The organism is Micromonospora marina, assembly GCF_900091565.1.
Lineage (GTDB): Bacteria > Actinomycetota > Actinomycetes > Mycobacteriales > Micromonosporaceae > Micromonospora > Micromonospora marina.
The window spans coordinates 482,035-501,943 of the sequence record NZ_FMCV01000001.1; the positions used below are offsets into that span (position 1 = coordinate 482,035).

13 protein-coding genes and 1 pseudogene are annotated in these 19,909 nt (G+C 73.6%); 5 read left to right on the forward strand and 9 right to left on the reverse strand.

The window, feature by feature from the left end:
- Window positions 1–66: 66 nt before the first annotated feature.
- Window positions 67–1,079: pseudogene (locus GA0070215_RS02300) on the reverse strand (LacI family DNA-binding transcriptional regulator).
- Window positions 1,080–1,492: 413 nt separating this feature from the next.
- Between GA0070215_RS02300 and GA0070215_RS02305 the strand changes: the two are divergent.
- Both GA0070215_RS02305 and GA0070215_RS02310 read left to right on the forward strand, forming a co-directional pair.
- Complete coding sequence (locus GA0070215_RS02305) at window positions 1,493–3,157, forward strand: glycoside hydrolase family 10-like protein (RefSeq protein ID WP_091041251.1); 1,665 nt, start codon at window positions 1,493–1,495, stop codon at window positions 3,155–3,157.
- Window positions 3,158–3,316: 159 nt separating this feature from the next.
- On the forward strand, window positions 3,317–3,859 hold the full coding sequence (locus GA0070215_RS02310) for a phospholipase (RefSeq protein ID WP_018787692.1): 543 nt from the start codon (window positions 3,317–3,319) through the stop codon (window positions 3,857–3,859).
- A 43-nt stretch (window positions 3,860–3,902) separates the two neighbouring features.
- On the opposite strand, the gene GA0070215_RS02315 is transcribed toward GA0070215_RS02310, so the two are convergent.
- Complete coding sequence (locus GA0070215_RS02315; protein WP_091041253.1) at window positions 3,903–6,719, reverse strand: ATP-binding protein; 2,817 nt, start codon at window positions 6,717–6,719, stop codon at window positions 3,903–3,905.
- A gap of 155 nt (window positions 6,720–6,874) precedes the next feature.
- The gene (locus tag GA0070215_RS02320; protein ID WP_018787694.1) at window positions 6,875–7,090 is read right to left on the reverse strand and encodes an FmdB family zinc ribbon protein; all 216 of its coding nucleotides are present in this window, start codon (window positions 7,088–7,090) and stop codon (window positions 6,875–6,877) included.
- A 56-nt stretch (window positions 7,091–7,146) separates the two neighbouring features.
- Here GA0070215_RS02320 and GA0070215_RS02325 point away from each other — a divergent pair, with 56 nt between their 5' ends.
- The 3 genes from GA0070215_RS02325 to GA0070215_RS02335 all read left to right on the forward strand — a co-directional run bounded on the left by GA0070215_RS02325 (window position 7,147) and on the right by GA0070215_RS02335 (window position 12,774).
- The gene (locus GA0070215_RS02325; RefSeq protein WP_091041256.1) at window positions 7,147–8,334 is read left to right on the forward strand and encodes a lytic transglycosylase domain-containing protein; all 1,188 of its coding nucleotides are present in this window, start codon (window positions 7,147–7,149) and stop codon (window positions 8,332–8,334) included.
- A gap of 67 nt (window positions 8,335–8,401) precedes the next feature.
- Window positions 8,402–9,415: a GNAT family N-acetyltransferase gene (locus GA0070215_RS02330; protein ID WP_018787696.1), complete on the forward strand. Its 1,014-nt coding sequence runs from the start codon at window positions 8,402–8,404 to the stop codon at window positions 9,413–9,415.
- Window positions 9,416–9,507: 92 nt separating this feature from the next.
- Window positions 9,508–12,774, forward strand: a complete 3,267-nt coding sequence (locus GA0070215_RS02335) for a lamin tail domain-containing protein (protein ID WP_091041258.1) — start codon at window positions 9,508–9,510, stop codon at window positions 12,772–12,774.
- 32 nt (window positions 12,775–12,806) lie between these two features.
- On the opposite strand, the gene GA0070215_RS02340 is transcribed toward GA0070215_RS02335, so the two are convergent.
- The 6 genes from GA0070215_RS02340 to GA0070215_RS02365 form a co-directional block, all read right to left on the reverse strand.
- Window positions 12,807–13,409 (reverse strand): helix-turn-helix domain-containing protein, encoded by a 603-nt coding sequence (locus tag GA0070215_RS02340; RefSeq protein WP_244166832.1) that lies wholly within the window; start codon window positions 13,407–13,409, stop codon window positions 12,807–12,809.
- A gap of 454 nt (window positions 13,410–13,863) precedes the next feature.
- Window positions 13,864–14,847 carry a porphobilinogen synthase gene (hemB, locus tag GA0070215_RS02345; protein ID WP_091041264.1) on the reverse strand — a complete coding sequence of 328 codons (984 nt, stop codon included), beginning with the start codon at window positions 14,845–14,847 and terminating at the stop codon, window positions 13,864–13,866.
- A 13-nt stretch (window positions 14,848–14,860) separates the two neighbouring features.
- On the reverse strand, window positions 14,861–16,441 hold the full coding sequence (locus GA0070215_RS02350; protein ID WP_091041267.1) for a bifunctional uroporphyrinogen-III C-methyltransferase/uroporphyrinogen-III synthase: 1,581 nt from the start codon (window positions 16,439–16,441) through the stop codon (window positions 14,861–14,863).
- Entirely contained in the window at window positions 16,438–17,424 is a 987-nt protein-coding gene (gene hemC, locus GA0070215_RS02355; RefSeq protein ID WP_091041269.1) for a hydroxymethylbilane synthase, read from the reverse strand. Before hemC ends, GA0070215_RS02350 begins: the two co-directional genes overlap by 4 nt.
- Entirely contained in the window at window positions 17,421–18,794 is a 1,374-nt protein-coding gene (locus GA0070215_RS02360; RefSeq protein ID WP_091041271.1) for a glutamyl-tRNA reductase, read from the reverse strand. Before GA0070215_RS02360 ends, hemC begins: the two co-directional genes overlap by 4 nt.
- Complete coding sequence (locus GA0070215_RS02365; RefSeq protein WP_018787703.1) at window positions 18,791–19,561, reverse strand: redox-sensing transcriptional repressor Rex; 771 nt, start codon at window positions 19,559–19,561, stop codon at window positions 18,791–18,793. The genes GA0070215_RS02360 and GA0070215_RS02365 overlap by 4 nt, the downstream gene beginning before the upstream one ends.
- Window positions 19,562–19,909: the final 348 nt, after the last annotated feature.

The window sequence follows — 19,909 nt, forward strand, 5'->3', positions numbered from 1 at the left end:
TTGGCGGCACTCAAGGAGATCGACTTCGCCGTCAACTTCATGATCGACGCGGCCGGCGGGGGCCGGCTAGGCGGATTCACGCAGGGCCAGGTGGTGAGGGGTTACCAGCTCGCGCGGTGGGGAGTCGCGGTCGGGGCCCAGGCGGCCGGCGAGCAGCTCGACCGCGAGCCGGGCGATGCGCTCCTTGTCCGGCGCGACGGTGGTCAGTGTCGGGATCGAGAAGCGACCGTCCTCGATGTCGTCGAAGCCGGCCACCGCGACGTCCTCGGGCACGCGCAGGCCCACCTCGTGCAGGGCACGCAACGCACCGAGGGCGAGCGTGTCGTTGAAGCAGAAGACGGCGTCGGGGCGTACCCCCTCGGTGAGCAGGTTGCGCACGGCGGCGGCGCCGCCCGCGCGGTGCCAGGCCGGGGCGGGCGCCACCAGCCGGTCGTCGTAGGCGATGCCGGCCTCGGCCAGCGCGGCGGTGTAGCCGGCCAGGCGGAGCCGGGCGCTGGCACCCTCGGGGGTCCGCTGGGAGCCGATCGCGGCGATCCGGCGGCGGCCGAGCCCGATCAAATGGGCGGTGATCTCGCGGGCGGCGGCCACGTTGTCGACCATGACGTGGTCGGCGGGGCCGTGGTCGGCGAGGCCGTGGTCGATGCGTTCGCCGAGCAACACAATCGGCAGGCCGGCCAGGGCGGCGAGGTGGTCGGCGGTGAGCGCGAGCGGGCTCAGGATCAGGCCGTCGATCATGTGGTCGCCGATCCCGCTGGCGGCCTTGCGTTCCTGCTCGGAGCCGCCGCCGGTCTGGTCGATGAGCACGGTCCAGCCGTGGTCGGCGGCGGCGGTGAGGACGTGCCGGGCCAACTCGGCGAAGTAGGGGATGTCCAGTTCGGGTACGGCGAGCGCGATCACCCCGGTCCGGCCCTTGCGCAGGTTGCGGGCCGACAGGTTGGGCCGGTAGTTGAGCGCGGCGATGGCCTCCTCGACCCGGCCCGGGTGTCGGCGCGCACGTGCTGGTAGCCGTTGACGACGTTGGAGACGGTCTTCACCGACACTCCGGCGCGCTCCGCGACGTCCTTGAGCCTGTGCCGCACTGCACTTCCTTCCGGCGAATGCTGGCCGCACTGTACCGCTTCACGACGACGTGACGGCCTCCTCACACAGGCGCTTACAACGTTGCATAATCCACTGCCAGAGGGTGACCGCGGTTGCCCGCACCAGCAGCGTGCCCGCCTCAGGGGTGGGGGGATGCTGGCCAGGTCGACCAGGATCGCGCTGGTGAGACCGGCGACGGCGGCGATGGAGACGAGCACCGCGGCCCAGCCGGCGCCGACCGCCCGGAACGCGGACGCGATCGGCGACGCCGGACATCGATCGGCCCCCAGGGTCTTGCGCCGGGCACGGATAGGTGAAAGTTTTCTACCTGTGGCTCGGGCAGAGCGGCGAATCTTGCCGTTGTGCCCGGCCGCCGCCCGTCCCCCCGGACCCGACGAAGGGACCGCACCGCATGAAGGCAACTCGGCTCGGAGCCGCCGCGCTGGCCGCGGCGCTGCTCGGCACGCTGGTCGCCGGCACGCCGGCCCAGGCCGCCCCCGGCGACACCGGCACCGCCACTTCCCCCTCCACCGAATGCGTCACCGACCCGGCCACCCCCAAGCGCCAGTTCCGGGCCATGTGGATCGCCTCGGTGACGAACATCGACTGGCCCAGCAAGGACTCCTGGACCACGCCGGACCAGGTGGCCAAGCAGAAGGCCGAATACCTGGCCTGGCTCGACCTCGCCCGGAAGCTCAACCACAACGCCGTCGTGGTCCAGGTCCGCCCGACCGCCGACGCGTTCTGGCCCTCGCCGTACGAGCCGTGGTCGGAGTACCTGACCGGCGTACGCGGCCAGAACCCCGGCTGGGATCCGCTGGACTTCCTGGTCACCGAGTCGCACAAGCGCAACCTGGAGTTCCACGCCTGGTTCAACCCGTACCGCGTCTCCATGCCCGCGCCCGGCGGCGCCGGCGCCGACCTGTCGCAACTGGCCCCGGACAGCCCGGCCCGCCAGCACCCCGACTGGGTCTTCGCCTACCCGCCCGCCGGAGTCGCCGGCAGCCGGCTCTACTACAACCCCGGCATCCCCGAAGTCCGCGAGTTCGTCCAGACCGCGATGATGGACGCGGTCAACCGGTACGACATCGACGGCGTGCACTTCGACGACTACTTCTACCCGTACCCGAGCGGCACCCACCAGGTGCCCGACGACGCGACGTTCGCCGCGTACAACAGGGGCTTCACCGACAAGGCCGACTGGCGGCGGGACAACGTCAACCTGCTGATCCAGGAGATGAACGCCAAGATCAAGGCGGCCAAGCCCTGGGTGAAGTTCGGCGTCAGCCCGTTCGGCATCTGGCGCAACGCGTCGGCCGACCCGAACGGCTCGGACACCACCGGCTCGCAGTCGTACGACATCATCTCCGCCGACTCCCGCAAGTGGGTCAAGGAGGAGTGGATCGACTACATCGTGCCGCAGCTCTACTGGTACATCGGCCAGTACCCGGCCGCCGACTACGCCCGGCTGGTGCCGTGGTGGGCCGAGCAGGTGCGCGGCACGCGGGTGCAGCTCTACATCGGCCAGGCCGACTACAAGAGCGGTGAACCGGCGTACGGGTCGTTCTGGATGAACCCGCAGGAGCTGTCGAACCACCTGACGCTCAACCGGTCGTACCCGGAGGTGCTCGGCAACGTGCACTTCTCCGCGGTGCAGGTCCGGGCGAACCGGCTCGGCGCCACCGACATCTACGCGGCCGAGCACTACTCCCGCCCGGCGCTGGTGCCCGCCATGACGCACCTGCCGCGCAAGCCGCTGCTGTTCCCGGTGGTCACCAAGGCCCAGCGGGAGGCGGACGGGGTACGCCTCAGCTGGCGGCAGCCGGCCGACGGCAAGGGTCCGCTCGGCACCGCCGCGTCGTACGCGATCTACCGGTTCGACGGGCTCGGCCTGGCCGGGCGCTGCGACTTCGCCGACGCCTCACACCTGGTCGGCACCGTCCGCGCCACCGACGGCGCTGTCCAGTCCTGGGTGGACACCACGGCGGCCGACGGCGCCCGGTACACCTACTACGTGACCGCACTGGACCGGCTGGCGAACGAGAGCCTGGCGAGCCCGCCGCGCTTCGTGCGCTGACCCTCACCGGATGCCTCCGGGCCGCCTCGCCGGCCCGGAGGCATTCGTCTGTTCAGGCGGATGTCAGCGAGCCGTTCCCCGGAGCATCGCCCCAGCTCACCCATTTGATCGACACTTGTCGACACCCGGAGATCCCGGCCACCCCCCGCGGAGGTACCCGTGTCCCGTCGCCTCGCCACCACCCTCGCCGCCGCAGCACTCGCCCTGCTCACCATGCTCGGACCGGCCACACCGGCCGCCGCCGCGGTGAGCACCCAGCAGAAGCTGTCCGTCCTGACCAGTTGGACGCAGACCAGCGCGTCCAGCTACAACGCCTGGAACAGCGCCCGGCAGAACCGGGCCCCCTGGACCGAGTACGGCTTCGACTGGTCCACCGACTACTGCTCGTCCAGCCCGGACAACCCGATCGGCTTCAGCTTCAAGCTCTCCTGCTACCGGCACGACTTCGGCTACCGCAACCACAAGGCGATGGGTGTCTTCTCGTCCAGCAAGTCCCGCCTGGACAGCGCCTTCTACGCCGATCTGAAGCGGGTCTGCGCCACGTACAACGCGGTGGTCCGGCCCGCCTGCTACAGCCTCGCCTGGACGTACTACCAGGCGGTGAGCGTCTTCGGTTCGGTCGCCGCCGTGTCGCAGGCCGACCTCGACCGCGCCGCCCGGATGAAGGCCGACGCCCAGCGCCGCGCTGCCGCCCGCACCTGACGCACCGCGGGGAGTCCGCCACCCGGCGGGCTCCCCGCCCGGCTCAGCCGGCCGTGCTGCGCGGCTCGAACGCCGGCCACGAACCCGGCGTCTGCGCGCCGAACCGGGGCGAGTCGGCGGCCAGGTCCGGGTGCTCGACGTGCAGCGCCAGCGCCGCCACCTCGTCCAGCCGCAGCCCCGTCCCGGCGCCGTAGGCGGCGTCGAACGCCTCGTCGCCCAGCACCCGCCGCAGCTCCGCCTGCCGAGTTGACCAGTACGGGCCGTAGATCCCCGGCGTGGCCCGCAGGTTCGCCCGGGTGGCCTGCGCCGCCCCGAACAGCCGGGCCGCGGCGAGCGCGTCCCCGGCGAGCGCGCAGCGCACCGCTATCGCGTTGATCGTGTCGCAGGCCCGGCCCAGGTAACCGTGGCTCATCCGGGACCGCAACGCCACCAGCAGGTGCTCGTGCGCGGCGACCAGATCGCCCCGGGCCAGGGCCACCATCCCGAGCAGCATGTCCACCGACCGGCCGCCCCGCTCGGCCGGCCGGGCCGCCTCGACCGGGCGGGCCGCCGCGAGCAGATCGGCTGCCTCGTCCAGCGCGCCCCGGCGCCAGAGCAGCTCGGCGAGGTTGTAGACGGCCAGCAGCGCGTCGCCCACCACGTCCTGCGCGTACGCCCAGTCGATCACCTCGCGGCAGATCCGCTCCGCCTCGGCGAACTGCCCCATGTCGACCAGCGGCGCCGCGCGCCCGGCGAGCACCCGGGCCAGCAGCCCCCGGTCGCCGGACTGCCGCGCGGCCGCCTCGGCGCGCTGCGAGTACCGAAGCTCCTCGCCGAACTCGCCGTCCGCGCCCGCGTGCAGCGAGTGCATGTGGTACGCGGCGGCCAGCTCGGCGTCCGGCATGACCTCGCCCGTCTCGGCGAGGCGTCCGTAGAGCCGGAACAGCCAGAGCCGCCCCTCCCGGGCCAGCCCGCGCTCCCGCCACCACTGGTCCAGGTCACCGGCCAGCACCAGACCCGACCGGGCGCTGCCGCCGGTGGCGCACCAGCGCAACGCGGCCCGCAACTCGTTCGCCAGCGGGTCGAGCGCGTACAGCGACAGCGTCACCGGGCGGCCGTCCGGCCCCAGGTGCGCCCGGTCCAGCGCGTGCCGGCACCAGGCGACGTGGCGAGCGCGGGCGCTCTGCTCCTCGCCCGCCTCCACCAGCCGCCGGGCCGCGTACGCCCGGATCGGGTCGAGCATCCGGTACGTGCTGCCGGAGGCGTGCGGCTTGGCCAGCACCATCGACTTGTCCACGAGCACCGAGAGCGGATCGAGCGGATCCTCGTCGAGCAGCCACTGCACGGTGGGCAGGTCCACCGGGCCGGCGAACACCGCCATCCAGCGCAGCAGCCGGGCCGAGCGCGCGCCGAGCGTCCGGTACGACCAGGTCACAGTGGCCTGGATGGTCAGGTGCCGTTCACTCGCCGAACGCTGCACCGCCCGGGTCGCCGGGGTGGGCGGGGCGGCGCCGGTCGCGGCGGCCACCAGGTCCACCGTGTCCTGCTGGTTGCCGCTCCAGCCGGCCTCCACCGGCGGCGGTTCCGCCGTCTCGCGGCCGGCGTCGAGCGTGCCGAGCATGTCGTCCAGCCGCTCGGCGAGTTGCCCGGCCGAGAGCACCCGCAACCGGGCCGCGGCCAGCTCGATGGCCAGCGGCAACCCGTCCAGGCGGCGTACCACCCGGTGCAGGTCGGCCTGCTCGGCCGGCTCCGGTGCCCGGCCGCCCCGGGCCACGGCGGTGCGGTCCAGCAGCAGCGCCACCGCGTCGCTGCCCCCGCCGTCGGGCCCCTCGTCGACCGACAGCGGCGGGATCCGCCACACCACCTCGCCGGGTACGCCGAACGACTCCCGGCTGGTCGCCAGCACCCGCACACCCCTGCCCCCGGCGAGCAGCCGGCCGATCACGTCGGCCGACGCCGCGGTCTGGGCGTCGCAGGTGTCCAGCAGCACGAGCATCCGGCGCGGCGCCGCGTACTCGACGAGGGTGTCGACCATCGGCCGGCCCGGCTCCGGGCGGAGACCGAGCACGGCGGCGATCTCGAACGCCACCAGCCCCGGGTCGGTCACCGCGGCGATGTCGACGAACCAGACGCCGTCCGGGTAGTCCTCGACGATCCCGGCGGCCAGCTCCACCGCCAGCCGGGTCTTGCCGGCACCGCCCGCGCCGAGCACCGTCACCAGGCGGTACGCCTCGACCAGCCGCCCCAGCTCGGCGCGCTCGGCCTGCCGGCCGACGAACGAGGTGACCTGGGTGGGCAGGTTGTGCGCTGTCGCGTCGGCGGTACGCGGACGCGGGAACCGCCGCTCCAGCCCGGGCGCGACGAGCTGGAACAGCCGCTCCCGGTCGTCGAAGCCGCGCAGCCGGTGCAGCCCGAGGTCCAGCAGGGACACCCCGTCGGGCAGCGGGTCGGCGTGCCGGGCGGTGGCGGCCGAGCAGAGCACCTGCCCGCCGTGCGCGGCGGCGGCCACCCGCGCCGCCCGGTGCACCTCGGGGCTGGCGTAGTCGCCGTCGCGGGGCTCGGCATAGCCGGTGTGCAGCCCCATCCGGACCCGAGGGGTGGCATCCGGGTTCGGCCACTCGTGGCCGGCGAGCGCGCGCTGGGCGGTCAGACAGGCGCGGACCGCGGCGGCCGCGTCGGGGAACGCGAGGAAGAACGAGTCCCCCTCGGTCAGCAGCTCCGCGCCGTCGGTGCCGGCCAGGGTGTCGCGCAGCAGCCGTCGGTGCTCGTGCAGGACCGGGCGGTAGACCGGGCCGAGCATCCGGGCCAGCCGCGTCGAGCCCTCGATGTCGGTGAACACGAAGGTCACCCACCCGCTGGGGAGGTGGTGTCCTTGCGACATACGTCGAACCTCCGCCCGGTGACGTCGGGTTCATGCTGCCCTATGGTCGTGCCGTCACGCATCGTGAGAACGGCTGGGCAGATTCCGCCCCAAGGTGCCAAAAGATCACACCGGCGGCAAGACCCCGATCGACCCGCGGGACGGACGGCGGAAAGTCAGCAGCCGCAGGAGCCGCCGCAGCAACCGCCGCCGCTGGGCATCCCACCGCTCGGGGCGGAGCCGCCCCGGCCGGTGACGGCCACCGTGGACAGCAGTTTCACCGTGTCGGCGTGGCCCTGCGGGCAGGCGGCCGGCTGCGCGGCCTCGGCCATCGGGCGGCTGACCTCGAAGGTGTCGCCGCAGGCGCGGCAACGGAACTCGTACCGGGGCATGCCCCAAGCGTACGGCCGGGCCTGACGTCGTCACCCGGATGGGTGATACTCGACGGGTGGTGGACGGCGAACGGCGAGCGACGGCCCGGCCCCTGCGACGCGCCGCGCCACCCGACGACGGTGTCCCACCCGTCCCGCGGCCCCGTAGAGCCGGCGCCGAGCCTGTCGAGAAGCCGCAGCCCATGCCGGGCGCCGAGCGCGACGCGGACGCCGGGCCGGGCGGGAAGCCGCAGCCCGGTCCGGGCGAGGGCGAGCAGCCGGATTCCGGGTCGGCGCCGAAGGGCGAGGCGCCGGCCGACAGCGGCGGGCGTCGTCGGCGGATACCGTTCGCACGCGCCATCCGGACGCGCCCGAGGCAGCTCACCGTCGGCGCGGCCCGGGCCACCCGCGCCTGGTCGCGGCGGCCCGGCGGGCGCACCACACTGCCCGCGCTGTTCCTGCTCGCGCTGGTCGCCGCCGCCACCACCGCCGGCGCGGTGATCGTGCCGGCGGCGCTCGGCCGGTCGGAGCCGGTCACCGAGGCCCTTTCGGAACCGAGCGTGCCGCAGACCGCCGCGGCACCCGCCACGCCCCCGCTCCCGACCCTGACCGGCCTGCCCGGCACCGCCACGCCGACCGGCACTCCGCTGCCCGGCGCGACCACCGCCCCGGTGCTGCCCACCGGGCGCCCGGCCGACGCGCTCGCCGGCTGGGCGCAACGGGTCAGCGCGGTGACCGACGTCCCCGCGGTGGCGCTCCAGGCGTACGCCTACGCCGAGCTGGTGCTCGCGCAGACCAACCGCGCCTGCCAGTTGAGCTGGACCACGCTGGCCGCGATCGGTCACGTCGAGTCGCGCCACGGCTCGGCCAACGGCGCCACGCTGCACGCCGACGGGCGGGCCCTGCCGGAGATCAGGGGAGAGCCGCTCGACGGGCAGGGCGGCCGGTCCCGCATCCTCGACACCGACCAGGGGCTGCTCGACGGCGACCGCGTCCACGACCGGGCGCTCGGCCCGATGCAGTTCATCCCGACCACCTGGCAGGAGATCGGCGCGGACGCTGACGGCGACGGCGTGAAGAACCCGCACGACATCGACGACGCGGCGCTCGCCGCCGGGCTCTACCTGTGCAAGGGCGGCCGGAACATGACCATCCCGGGTGACTGGTGGGGCGCCATCCTCTCCTACAACGATGTGCGCCGGTACGCCCAGGCCGTCTTCGACAAGGCCGACGAGTACGGCAGACTCAGCCGCAACGTGAGGTGACGGCTCGCGTACATTCGCGGACTGAACCCTTCCCCCCGGCTGCCGTTGACGGCAAGCTAGACGGGTGATGGTGCGCGAGTGGGATCCCAGGACCGCGTCGTCCGCCGAGATCGCGTCCCTGCTGGACACGCTGAACGCGGTCCTGGCGGCCGATCTGCCGCAGGATCCGCCCTGGCGGGAGAGCTCCATGCGGGAGTATCTCTCCGAGGTGATGCCCGGCGAGCGGCGGATCTCGTGGGTCGCCCAGGAGGACGCCCCGGAGGGCACGCCCGGGGCGATCCTCGGGCATGTGCACGTGCTGCTGCTCGGCGGGATCGGCGTGCTCGAAGTGCTGGTGCACCCGGCGATCCGGCGCGGCGGCATCGGCCGCGAGCTGGTGCGGGTGGCCGCCCGCCGGGTCTGGGACGAGGGCTTCCAGTCGATCGGCGTGGAGGTGGTCGGCGACACCCCGGCCGTGGGGTTCTACGAGTCGCTGGGCTTCACCCGCGACTACGTGGAGACCCGCAGCGTGCTCGACCTGCGCTCGGTGGACTGGCCGGCGCTCACCGAGATGGCCGCCGAGGTCGGCGCGGGCTACCGCGTGGAGTTCTGGCCGGGCGGCCCGCCGGACGAGCTCATCGAGGCGTACGCGCGGGCCAAGGCCGAGGTGCGCGACTCCGACGACGTGGAGCTGCGGCCCAGCTCCTACGACCCGGACCGGCTGCGCGACAGCCTCGCCACGCTGCACCGGCGCGGCATGAAGCCGTACATCGTGCTGGCACTGCACGAGCAGACCGGCGAGGTGGCCGGGTTGACCGAGGTGGTGGTGCCGGCGCAGCACCCGACCCGGGCCGACCAGTACGACACGATCGTCGTCCACGACCACCGCGGCTACGGCATCGACCGGGCCATCAAGGCGCGGATGCTGCTGGAGCTGCGCTCGGCCGAGCCCGAGGTGGCCGAGGTGCAGACCTGGAACGCGCAGGACAACGAGTCGATGCTGAAGGTCAACGCCGAGCTGGGCTACCGCCCCGACCGCGACTGGTGCGAATACGGTGTGGACGTGGCCGAGTTGGTGCACCGGCTGGACAGTCACCGCTGAGCGTTCACCGGCCGGTCATCGAAGGGGCTGGACGGTGTACCCACGAGAGCCTTAACGTTCGTTAGTTCCTGTCCACCCATCGTGGAGGCCCCATGCGCCCGCGCCGCACCCTCGCCGCGCTCGCGACCACCGCCGCCGTCACCCTCACGGCGATCGTTGTCGCACCCACCGCGGCCAGCGCCGCGCCCGCCGACCTGTTCATCTCCGAGTACGTCGAGGGGTCGTCCAACAACAAGGCCGTCGAGCTGTACAACGGCACCGGCGCCCCGATCGACCTGGCGGCCGGCGACTACCAGCTCCAGCTCTTCTTCAACGGCGCCTCCACCTCGACGAACGTGTCCCTGACCGGCACCGTCGCCGCCGGTGACGTGTTCGTCTTCGCCGCCGCGGCGGCCGCGCCGGCCATCCTCGCCCAGGCCGACCAGACGTACTCCGGCTCGCTGTTCAACGGCGACGACGCGATCGTGCTGCGCAAGGGCGGCACGGTGGCCGACTCCCTGGGCCAGGTCGGCGTGGACCCGGGCAGCGAGTGGGGCAGCGGCCTCACCGGCACGGCGGACAACACCCTGCGCCGGCTGCCGTCGGTGACCGCGGGCGACACCGACCCGGCGGACGCGTTCGACCCCGCCGCGCAGTGGGCCGGCTTCGCCACCGACACGTTCGACGGGCTGGGCAGCCACACCACCGGCGGCGGCCCGGCCGACCAGCCGCCCGCCCTGGCCTGCGGTGACACGCTGACGCTGTCGGCGGGCGCCACTGCCACCCGTGAGGTCACCGCGACCGACGCCGACGACACGGTCACCGACCTGGCGGTCACCGCGGTCGTGCCGGTGCCCGCGAGCGGCTCGATCAGCCGTACCGCCTTCACCCCGGCGACCGGCGACGGTGGCACGGCCACCGCGACGCTCACCGCCACCGGCCTGCCGGCCGGCAGCTACGCGGTCACCGTGACCTCCACCGACGCCGCGGGCGACACCGCCACCTGCACGCTCACCGTGCGGGCCACGAGCGTGCTGTCGATCGGCGAGGTGCAGGGCCGCACCGCCGACGAGGACGGCCGCACCGACCGGTCGCCGCTCGCGCCGGCCAGCGGCAACGGCACCAGCTCCACGCTGTACGACGTGCGCGGCGTCATCACCGGCAAGTCGCTGACCCGCAGCTCGGCCGGGGCCGACCAGTGGGGCTTCTACCTCCAGAGCCGGCTCGGCACCTCCGACGACGACCCGCTGACCTCCGACGGCCTGTTCGTCTTCATGGGTTCGTTCACCACGCTGATCGGCGGATACGCGCCGACCGTCGGTGACGAGGTGGTGCTGCGCGGCCGGGTCTCCGAGTACTTCAACCAGACCCAGCTCTCCGGCGCCTCGCTGGTCCGCAAGCTGGACTCCGGCCTCGACGTGGACACCGTGGTCCGGGTCGACGACGCGGTCCCGCCGGCCGAGGCGGCCGCCGCCGACCTGTTCTGGGAGCGGCACGAGGGCGAGCGGATGCGGGTACGCGCGGGCAGCGGCGTCTCCGCGCCCCGGCACATCTTCTCCTCCACCACGGACTCCGAGATCTACGTGCTGGACCGGGAGGACCCGGTGATGAAGCGGTCCGACCCGTACGCCCGGCGCGTGTTCCGGGACGCGCACCCGCTCGACGACATCCCCGGCACTCTGTTCGACAACGGCAACAACCAGCGGATCCTGCTGGGCGCCGGCGGCGTGAAGGCGACTGCCGGTGACTCCCGGGCGCTGCTGCCCGAGGCGCGCACGTTCGACACGCTCACCGAGGACGCCTACGGCTCCGTCTCGTACGCGTTCAGCAAGTACAGCGTGCAGCCGGAGCAGCTCACGCTGACCGGCGGCGCCGACCCGGCGGCGAACCACCCGCCGCAGCCGGCCGACCGCGGCAGTGAGGTCGCCATCGCCACGTACAACGTGGAGAACCTGTACGACTACCGGGACGACCCGTTCGACGGCTGCGACTTCGCCGGCAACACCGGTTGCCCCGGTGTCAGCCCGCCGTTCGACTACGTGCCGGCGAGCCCGGAGGCGTACGCCGCCAGGCTGGCCGTGCAGGCCCGGCAGATCGTCCGGTCGCTGCACAGCCCCGACCTGATCCTGGTGCAGGAGGCCGAGGACCAGGACATCTGCTCGGTGGTCAACGGCGCGCTGGCCTGCGGCGACACCAACGACGCCGACGGCGCGCCGGACACCGTGCAGGAGCTGGCGCTCGCGGTGGCGGCCAACGGCGGCCCGGCGTACGCCGCCGCGTACGACCGGACCGGCGCGGACGCCCGCGGCATCACCTCGGCGTTCCTCTACCGGACCGACCGGCTGTCCCTGGCCGAGGCGACCACCGCGGACCCGCTTCTGGGCTCCGCGCCGACGGTGCAGTACCGCTCGGCGGCACTGCCGTCCAACGCCGACGTGCAGAACCCGAAGGCGCTCAACGCGGTGCTGCCGGACGACGTGGACCGGTCGACCGGGGTGGACGGCAGCAACGTCTACACCCGCGCGGCGCAGGTGGCCCGGTTCACCGTCAAGGCCGGGCCCGGATCGACCGAGCGGTTCACGCTCTGGGCGGTCGCCAACCACTTCTCGTCCGGGCCGGACAGCCGGGTCGGGCAGCGCCGCGAGCAGGCCGCGTACGGGGCGGCGATCGTCCGGGCGGCCGAGGCGAACGACCCGGACGCCCGGGTGGTCTACGGCGGTGACCTGAACGTCTTCCCCCGGCCGGACGACCCGATCGCCACCGCCCAGAACCCGACCCCGTCGGACCAGCTCGCCCCGCTCTACGAGGCCGGGTTGCACAACCTCTGGGACGATCTGGTGCAGGATGCTCCGGCGTCGGCGTATTCGTACACCTTCAGCGGTCAGGCGCAGACGCTGGACAGCCTCTTCGTCAACGATCCGATGCACGACGACCTGGTGCAGGTGCGGACGGCGCACATCAACGCCGACTACCCCACCGACGCGCCGGACCTGGGTGACCGGGGCGCCAGCGACCACGACCCGCAGGTGGCCCGGTTCCGGTCGCGCGCCTCGCTGCGCGTCGCGGACACCTCGGTCACGGAGGGCGACAAGGGCACCAGCACGATGACGTTCACGGTCACCGTGTCCCGCCCGCTCTCCGAGCCGGCCCTGGTGTGCGCGGCCACCTACGGCACCACCGCGCAGGCCGGGTCGGACTACGACCCGTACGTGGGCTGCCGGATGCTGGCCGCGGGCCGGACCTCGCTGACGTTCCCGGTCACCGTGCGCGGCGACCGTAAGCGCGAGGCGGACGAGAAGCTCACGCTGTACGTCGCAGGCGTGCCGGGCCTGCGGCTCGCCGACCCGGCCGGCGTCGGGACGATCCTGAACGACGACTGAGCGGCGTTCCGCTCGGCGGCCCGTCGATCCGCTCATGGGCGGATCGGCGGGCCGCCGCGGTATCCGCACCGTTGTGGATCGGGCGGTGGCGGCACGCTGCGGTACTTGGCCACCCGCACCTCCCACTGGCTGCGGCGGCGCAGCCAGTCCCGGACCTCCCGGTTGCGGTAGAAGGTCTCCGGCGGGCGGGCCAGCCCGTACCGGTCGGCCCACCACTCCCCCGGCTCCGGGTCGGTGACGATGTCGAGGTGGGACGGGTACCGCCGCTCCGCGCCGTCGCGCAGGTCGGCCCGGTCACGCATCGGCTTGAGCACCCGGCCGGCCTCGTCGACGACCACGAGCCGGAAGCCGGCCGTGCCGACGATGCGCGACAGCATGGCCAGGCTCGGCGTCAGGCTGCCCGCCTCGATCCGCCCGATCGTGCTCGGGTGCACCCGGGCGAACCGGGCCAGCTCACGCTGGCTGGCGTCGGCGCGGCGGCGCACCGCCCGGACGATCCCCGGCGCCGGGAACGGGACGTCGAACGGCTCCGTGAGCAGCGCCGGCGCGCCGTCTGCCGCCGTCGCGGCGCCGGGGTTGGTAGCGGCGCCGGGGGCGGGAGCGGCCTCCGGCCCGGTGTCGGAGATGTCTGTCACGCCGCCCACGGTCCCGCCTGCCACACCGGCTCGGCAACCCTGCGCCCTGCCCCTGTGGAAAACCCGGGACAGGGCGCTCGCCCCTGCGCGGTACCGATCGGAGGCGCGCACAGAGGGTGACACTCACTCAGCGTTAACACCACACCGAGACCGGCGGCCCAGCGCGACCAATCAAAATACACGAATACGGACACAAAACCCGGGCCTGTCCGGCAGGCAAGTCCACCTCGGCAGACTTTGCTCTGCAGCCACCGAGGCGGCGCTCACGCTTGGTGATGGGTGCGCCGGTGGCTGCAGAGCAAAGGCGGGGCGAGGTGACATGGTCCGCAAGCCGGAATGTTGCTCTGAGTGACCACATCGGCTGTGGGCAAGCGTTGGCCGACCATGCGAGCCCGAGCGGGGGCGAGCCCTCGGCTGCCGTACCTCCGGCAAGGCAGCCGACAGCCGGCAGCGGTCAGTAGCGCTCGCGCAGCAACTGGGCGGCCTCGACCGCCCAGTAGGTGAGGATGATCTGGGCGCCGGCCCGGCCGATCGAGGTGAGCGTCTCCAGCATCACCCGCTCCCGGTCGATCCAGCCGTTCGCAGCGGCGGCCTCGACCATCGCGTACTCGCCGGAGACCTGGTAGGCGGCGACCGGGACGTTCACCGCGGCCCGGACCGCCGACACCACGTCGAGGTAGGGCAGCGCCGGCTTGACCATCACCATGTCGGCGCCCTCGGCCACGTCCAACTCGACCTCGCGCAGCGACTCGCGCAGGTTCGCCGGGTCCTGCTGGTAGGTGCGCCGGTCCCCCTCCAGCGCCGACTCCACGGCGTCCCGGAACGGGCCGTAGAAGGCGGAGGCGTACTTCACCGCGTACGCGAGCACCGAGACGTCCCGGTGCCCGGCGGCGTCCAGCGCCTTGCGGACCACGCCGACCTGACCGTCCATCATCCCGGACGGCCCGACCACGTGGACCCCGGCCGCGGCCTGGGCCACCGCCATGTCGGCGTACGCGGCGAGCGTGGCGTCGTTGTCGACCCCACCGTCCGGGGTGAGCAGGCCGCAGTGCCCGTGCGAGGTGAACTCGTCCAGGCACAGGTCGCTCATCACCACGGTCGAGTCGCCGACCTCGGCGACCACGTCCCGGATCGCCGTGTTGAGCACACCGGCCGGGTCGACGCCACCGGAGCCGGTCTCGTCCCGTGTCGCCGGCACGCCGAACAGCATGATCCCACCGACCCCGGCCTGGACCGCCTCCACGGCGGCCTTGCGCAGCGAGTCCCGGGAGTGCTGGAGCACCCCCGGGAGCGACGCGATGGCCCGCGGCTCGGTCAGCCCCTCCTTGACGAACATCGGCACGACCAGCTCGGCCGGGTCGAGGCGGGTCTCGGAGACCAGCCGCCGCACGGCCGCGTTGCGGCGCAGCCGGCGGGGCCGGATCTCGGGGTACGGCATGACGGGCCTCCTGTCAGCGGAACCGCAGGGCGGTCGGGCCCTGCACCTTCGAGCCGCGGCGCTGCTTCGCCGGCATGGCGGCGAGCTTCTCCCGCAGCTCGACGGCGTAGGCGGCGAGCGCCTCCACCAGGTCGGGCACCGAGGCGTGCGGCGGCTGCACGTCGATGCGCAGGCCGAACTCGGTGGCGGTCTCCGCCGTCTTGGGCCCGATCACTGCAACAACGGTCCGGGCGTGCGGCTTCCCCGCGATACCGACGAGGTTCCGCACCGTGGACGACGAGGTGAACAGCACCGCGTCGAACCCGCCCGACTTGATCGCGTCCCGGATCTCGGCGGGCGGCGGGGCCGCGCGCACGGTCCGGTACGCGGTCACGTCGTCGACCTCCCAGCCCCGCTCGGTGAGGCCGGCGGCCAGGGTCTCGGTGGCGATGTCGGCGCGCGGCAACAGCACCCGGCCGACCGGGTCGAGGATCTCGTCGTGCGGCGAGAACTCGGCCAGCAGGCCCTCGGAGGACTGCTCGCCGGAGGGGATCAGCTCGGGCTGGATACCGAAGGCGCGGACCGCCTCGGCGGTGGCGTCGCCGATGCAGGCGATCTTCACGCCGCCGAAGTGGCGGGCGTCGAGGCCGTGCTCGGCGAACTTCTCCCACACCGCCCGGACCGCGTTCACCGAAGTGAAGATCACCCAGGCGTACCGGCCGTCGACCAGACCCTTGACCGCCCGCTCCATCTGCGCCGGGGTACGCGGCGGCTCGACCGCGATGGTCGGCACCTCGCACGGGATGGCCCCGTACGCGCGCAGCCGCGCGCTCATCACGCCGGCCTGCTCCTTGGTGCGGGGCACCAGCACCTTCCAGCCGTACAGCGGGCGGTTCTCCCACCAGCTCAGCTTGTCGCGGTCGGTGACGGCAGCGCCGACGGTGAGCACCACCCGGCCGGTGAAGCCGAGCGCCGCCGCGACGAAGGAGTCGACGCTCGACGTGGTGGTGTACTGCGTCTCGCCGGTGCCGTCGCCGGTCACCCCGACCGCTGTGGTGCCGTCGACCCCGGCGGCCAGCAGGCCGTCCCGGACGGCGGCCAGGTCGCCGGCGTCCACGGCGAGCGCCAGCGAACCCCGGGCGACCGCGGTGGCGAGCGCCTCGAAGTCCAGCGCGGTGACGTCCTCGATGTCGGCGGCGGTGCGTACGCCCGGCAGCGGGACGCCCGCGTAGGTGGCCACGCCCTCGGCCTGGCCGACGCCCGGCACCACCTCGAAGTGCGCGGCGGTACGCGCGACCGCCTGCACCTCCTTGACCACCGAGTCGTGGCCGAACGGGTCACCGGCGACCAGGTGCACGGCGTTCTGCCCGGACCGGGCCGCGGAGATCAGCACCTTCGCCACGTCTCCCGGCACGCCCTCGGCGGGGCTGAACTCGGCGTCCGGCCGGGCCTGGGCGCGGACGTGCGCCAGAAGCGACTCGGGTACGCCCCGGTCGTAGACCACCTGGTCGGCCTCGACCAGGGCGTCCAGCGCCCGGCGGGTCAGCAGGCCGGGGTCGCCGGGGCCGGCCCCGACGAATGCGATCTGGCCTACGGGCTTACGGGTGCGGGTCATTCTGTGCTCCCAAGTTGCTGGGTCCCCGGGCCGGCCTGTGCGTCCTGGCCGAGGATCGAGTCGGCGCCGAGTTCGAGGAGTTCGGCGGCGAGTGCCTTGCCGATCTCCGCCGCGTCGGCGGGCGTTCCGGTGCGGGACAGCCGGAGGTCACGGGTACCGTCCGGGCTGATCACCGCACCGCGCAGGTAGATCTCCTGGTTGACGTCGCCCTCGTCGGTGGGCTCGCCCTCGGCGAGAACGGCGTACGCGGCCACGGGTGCGCTGCACCCTGCCTCCAGGGTGGCCAGCAGCGCCCGTTCCGCGGTGATCGCGGCACGGGACGGTGCGTGGTCGAGCAGCGCGAGCAGCTCGACCACGTCCTGGTCGTCGGCCCGGCACTCGACGGCCAGCGCACCTTGGGCGGGCGCGGGCAGCATGAGCATCGGGTCGAGCGTCTCGGTGATGACGTCGGCGCGGCCGATCCGGTTGAGCCCGGCACGGGCCAGCACGACGGCGTCGAGGTCGGCGTCCGGGCCGAGCACCCGGCCGAGCCGGGTGTCGACGTTGCCCCGGATCGGGCTGACCTCCAACTGCATGCCCAGCGCGTGCAACTGGGCGATCCGGCGCAGCGCGCCGGTGCCGACGCGGGCGCCGGGCGGCAGCTCGGCGAGCGTACGGCCGTTCGTGGCCACCAGCGCGTCGCGCGGGTCCTGCCGGGGCGGTACGGCCGCGACGTGCAGGCCGGGCGCCGCCGCGGTGGGCAGGTCCTTGTACGAGTGGACGGCGAAGTCGATCTCGCCGGCGGTCAGCGCGTCGCGCAGCGCGGAGACGAACACACCGACACCGAGCCGCTGCACCGGTGCGGTGGACCGGTCGCCGGCGGTCACCACCTCGACCAGCTCGACCGGCCGGCCGGTGGCCGCGGTGAGGGCCTCGGCGACGTGGCCGGACTGGGCCAGCGCCAGGGTGCTGCCCCGGGTACCGAGGCGAAGGGGGGCAGTCATCGCGCACCTCCGGTGGGCGGGACGTCGGCGGCGTCGAACGACGACCGGCCGTCGAAATCGGTGGCGACCACGTCGGGGACGGTGTCGACCGGGGACGTCTGCGGAACGTCCAGGTCGAACAGTTCGCGAAGCAGCGCCGCGTACTGGTCGCCGCCGGGCTCGGCGGCGAGCTGGCGGACCCGTACGGTCGGCTGGTGCAGCAGTCGCTGCACGACCCGGTGCACGGTCCGGGCGACCTCGGCGCGCTGGTCGTCGCTGAGGTCGGGGCGGCGCTGGCCGAGCCGGCGCAGCTCGGCGGTGACGACGTCCTCGGCCCGGCCGCGCAGGGCGGCCACCGTCGGTGCGACGTCGGCGCCGCGCAGCCAGCTCAGGAACGCCTCGACCTCGCCGGTCACGATCCGGGCGACCTCGGCGGCGTCGGCCGCGGCCGGTCCGTCGGCGAGGACGGCGGCCATCCGGTCGATGTCGATCACCTCGACGCCGGGCAGCTCGGCGACACCGGGCTCGACGTCGCGCGGAACGGCCAGGTCGAGCAGGATCAGCGGGCCCCGGCCGGCGTCCCGGCGGGCCAGCGCCCGGGTCACCACGTCGCGGGTGAGCACCGGCTCGGTGGCGGCGGTGGCGGCGACCACGACGTCGACAGCGGCGAGCGCGGCGATCAGCTCGGCCATCGGCACGGCGGACGCGCCGTACGACTCGGCGAGCCGGACGGCACGGGCGGTGCCCCGGTTGGTCACGGTGAGCGGGCCGGCGCCCAGCCGGGACAGCGTGGCCACGCCCAGCGAGCCCATCGCGCCGGCACCGACCACCATGGCGGGCCGGCCGGCCAGGTCGCCGTCGAGCAGGTCGGCGGCGAGGTCGAGGGCGGCGGTGACGACGCTCTGCCCGGCCCGGTCGATGTTGGTCTCGGCGTGCGCGCGCTTGCCGACCCGCAGCGCCTGCTGCATCAGCTCGTGCAGCAGCCGCCCGGCCGAGTCGGCGCCACCGGCGCAGTGGTAGGCGTCGCGGAGCTGGCCGAGGATCTGCGCCTCGCCCACCACCATCGAGTCGAGCCCGGCGGCCACCCGGAAGACGTGGTCCACGGCGGCGGCGTCGTAGTGCACGTAGAGGTGCGGTGCCAGCGCCGCCGGCTGGCAACCGGCCTGGTCGGCCAGGACCGCGCAGATGTCGCCGAGTCCGCCGTGGAACCCGGAGACGGCGGCGTAGACCTCCACCCGGTTGCAGGTGGAGACCAGGACGGCCTCGGCGACGTACGGCTGGGTGATCAGGCGGTCCAGCGTGCGGGTGAGGTCGGCGGGCGGGACGGCCAGCTGTTCCAGGGTGGCGACCGGGGCGGTGCGGTAGGACGCGCCGACGACGAGCAGTTTCACGTGCCGATCGCCTCCTGGGTGTCGGTTGCCGCGAATCCGCCGGGCAGGGCGGTGAGGGCGGACCCGCCGGTGGCGGGGAGCGCGGTCAGCGATGCCTTGCGGTGCTCGTGGAAGGACAGGATCTGCAGCTCGATGGCGAGGTCGACCTTGCGCACGTCGACCCCGTCCGGGACCGAGAGTACGCAGGGCGCGAAGTTGAGGATGCTCGTCACGCCGACGGCGACCAACTGGTCGGCCACCGCCTGGGCAGCCGGCGCGGGGGTGGCGATGACACCGATCGAGATGGACTCCTCGGCGACGATCTGGGGCAGCTCGTCGACGTGCCGTACGACCAGGCCGTTGATCACTTCGCCGACGCGGGACCGGTCGGCGTCGACGAGCGCCGCGATGCGGAAGCCGCGGTTGGCGAAGCCGTCGTAGCCGGCCAGCGCGTGACCGAGATTACCCACGCCGACGAGCGCGACGGTCCGGCACTGGGTGAGGCCGAGCACCGAGGAGATCTGGTCGACCAGCAGCGCCACGTCGTAGCCGACGCCGCGGGTGCCGTACGAGCCGAGGTGGGACAGGTCCTTGCGGAGCTTCGCGGAGTTGACGCCGGCCGCGTTGGCGAGGCCCTCGCTGGACACCGTCTCGTGCCCGGCGTCGGCGAGCGCATGCAGCGCGCGCAGGTATTCCGGGAGCCGGGACACGGTCGCCTCGGGCAGGTCCGGGAGCGCCGGTATGGCACCGGTGCGACCGGACGCGCCTGGTTGACGGTGCTGGCTCATGAGACTCCGTGCGGTGCGATCCTCGACCAGCGACGGGGGCCGGTCGTTTCGGGACTCCCGCTGGCGACCGAGATTGCCGGCTGTGCTAGCAGGGCGCGTCGGAACTACAGAGTAGGTGTTTGTGAAGGGGTGCACAAATCGCGATCTTGATAGCTCGCGACGCGCCTTCACCTGCCCCTCCATTCCCGCAAGATCGATCAACCGCGTCCCCCGGCGGCGCATGGCGATTATTGCTCAATCCAGACTTCCCTGACCAATCGCGCGGAGCCCGTAGCGCTCCGTGACGGGCGTGGCGAGGCGAGGCTCACGTTTTCCGGTAGGGAGAACCCCACCCCGGACAGGCCAGCG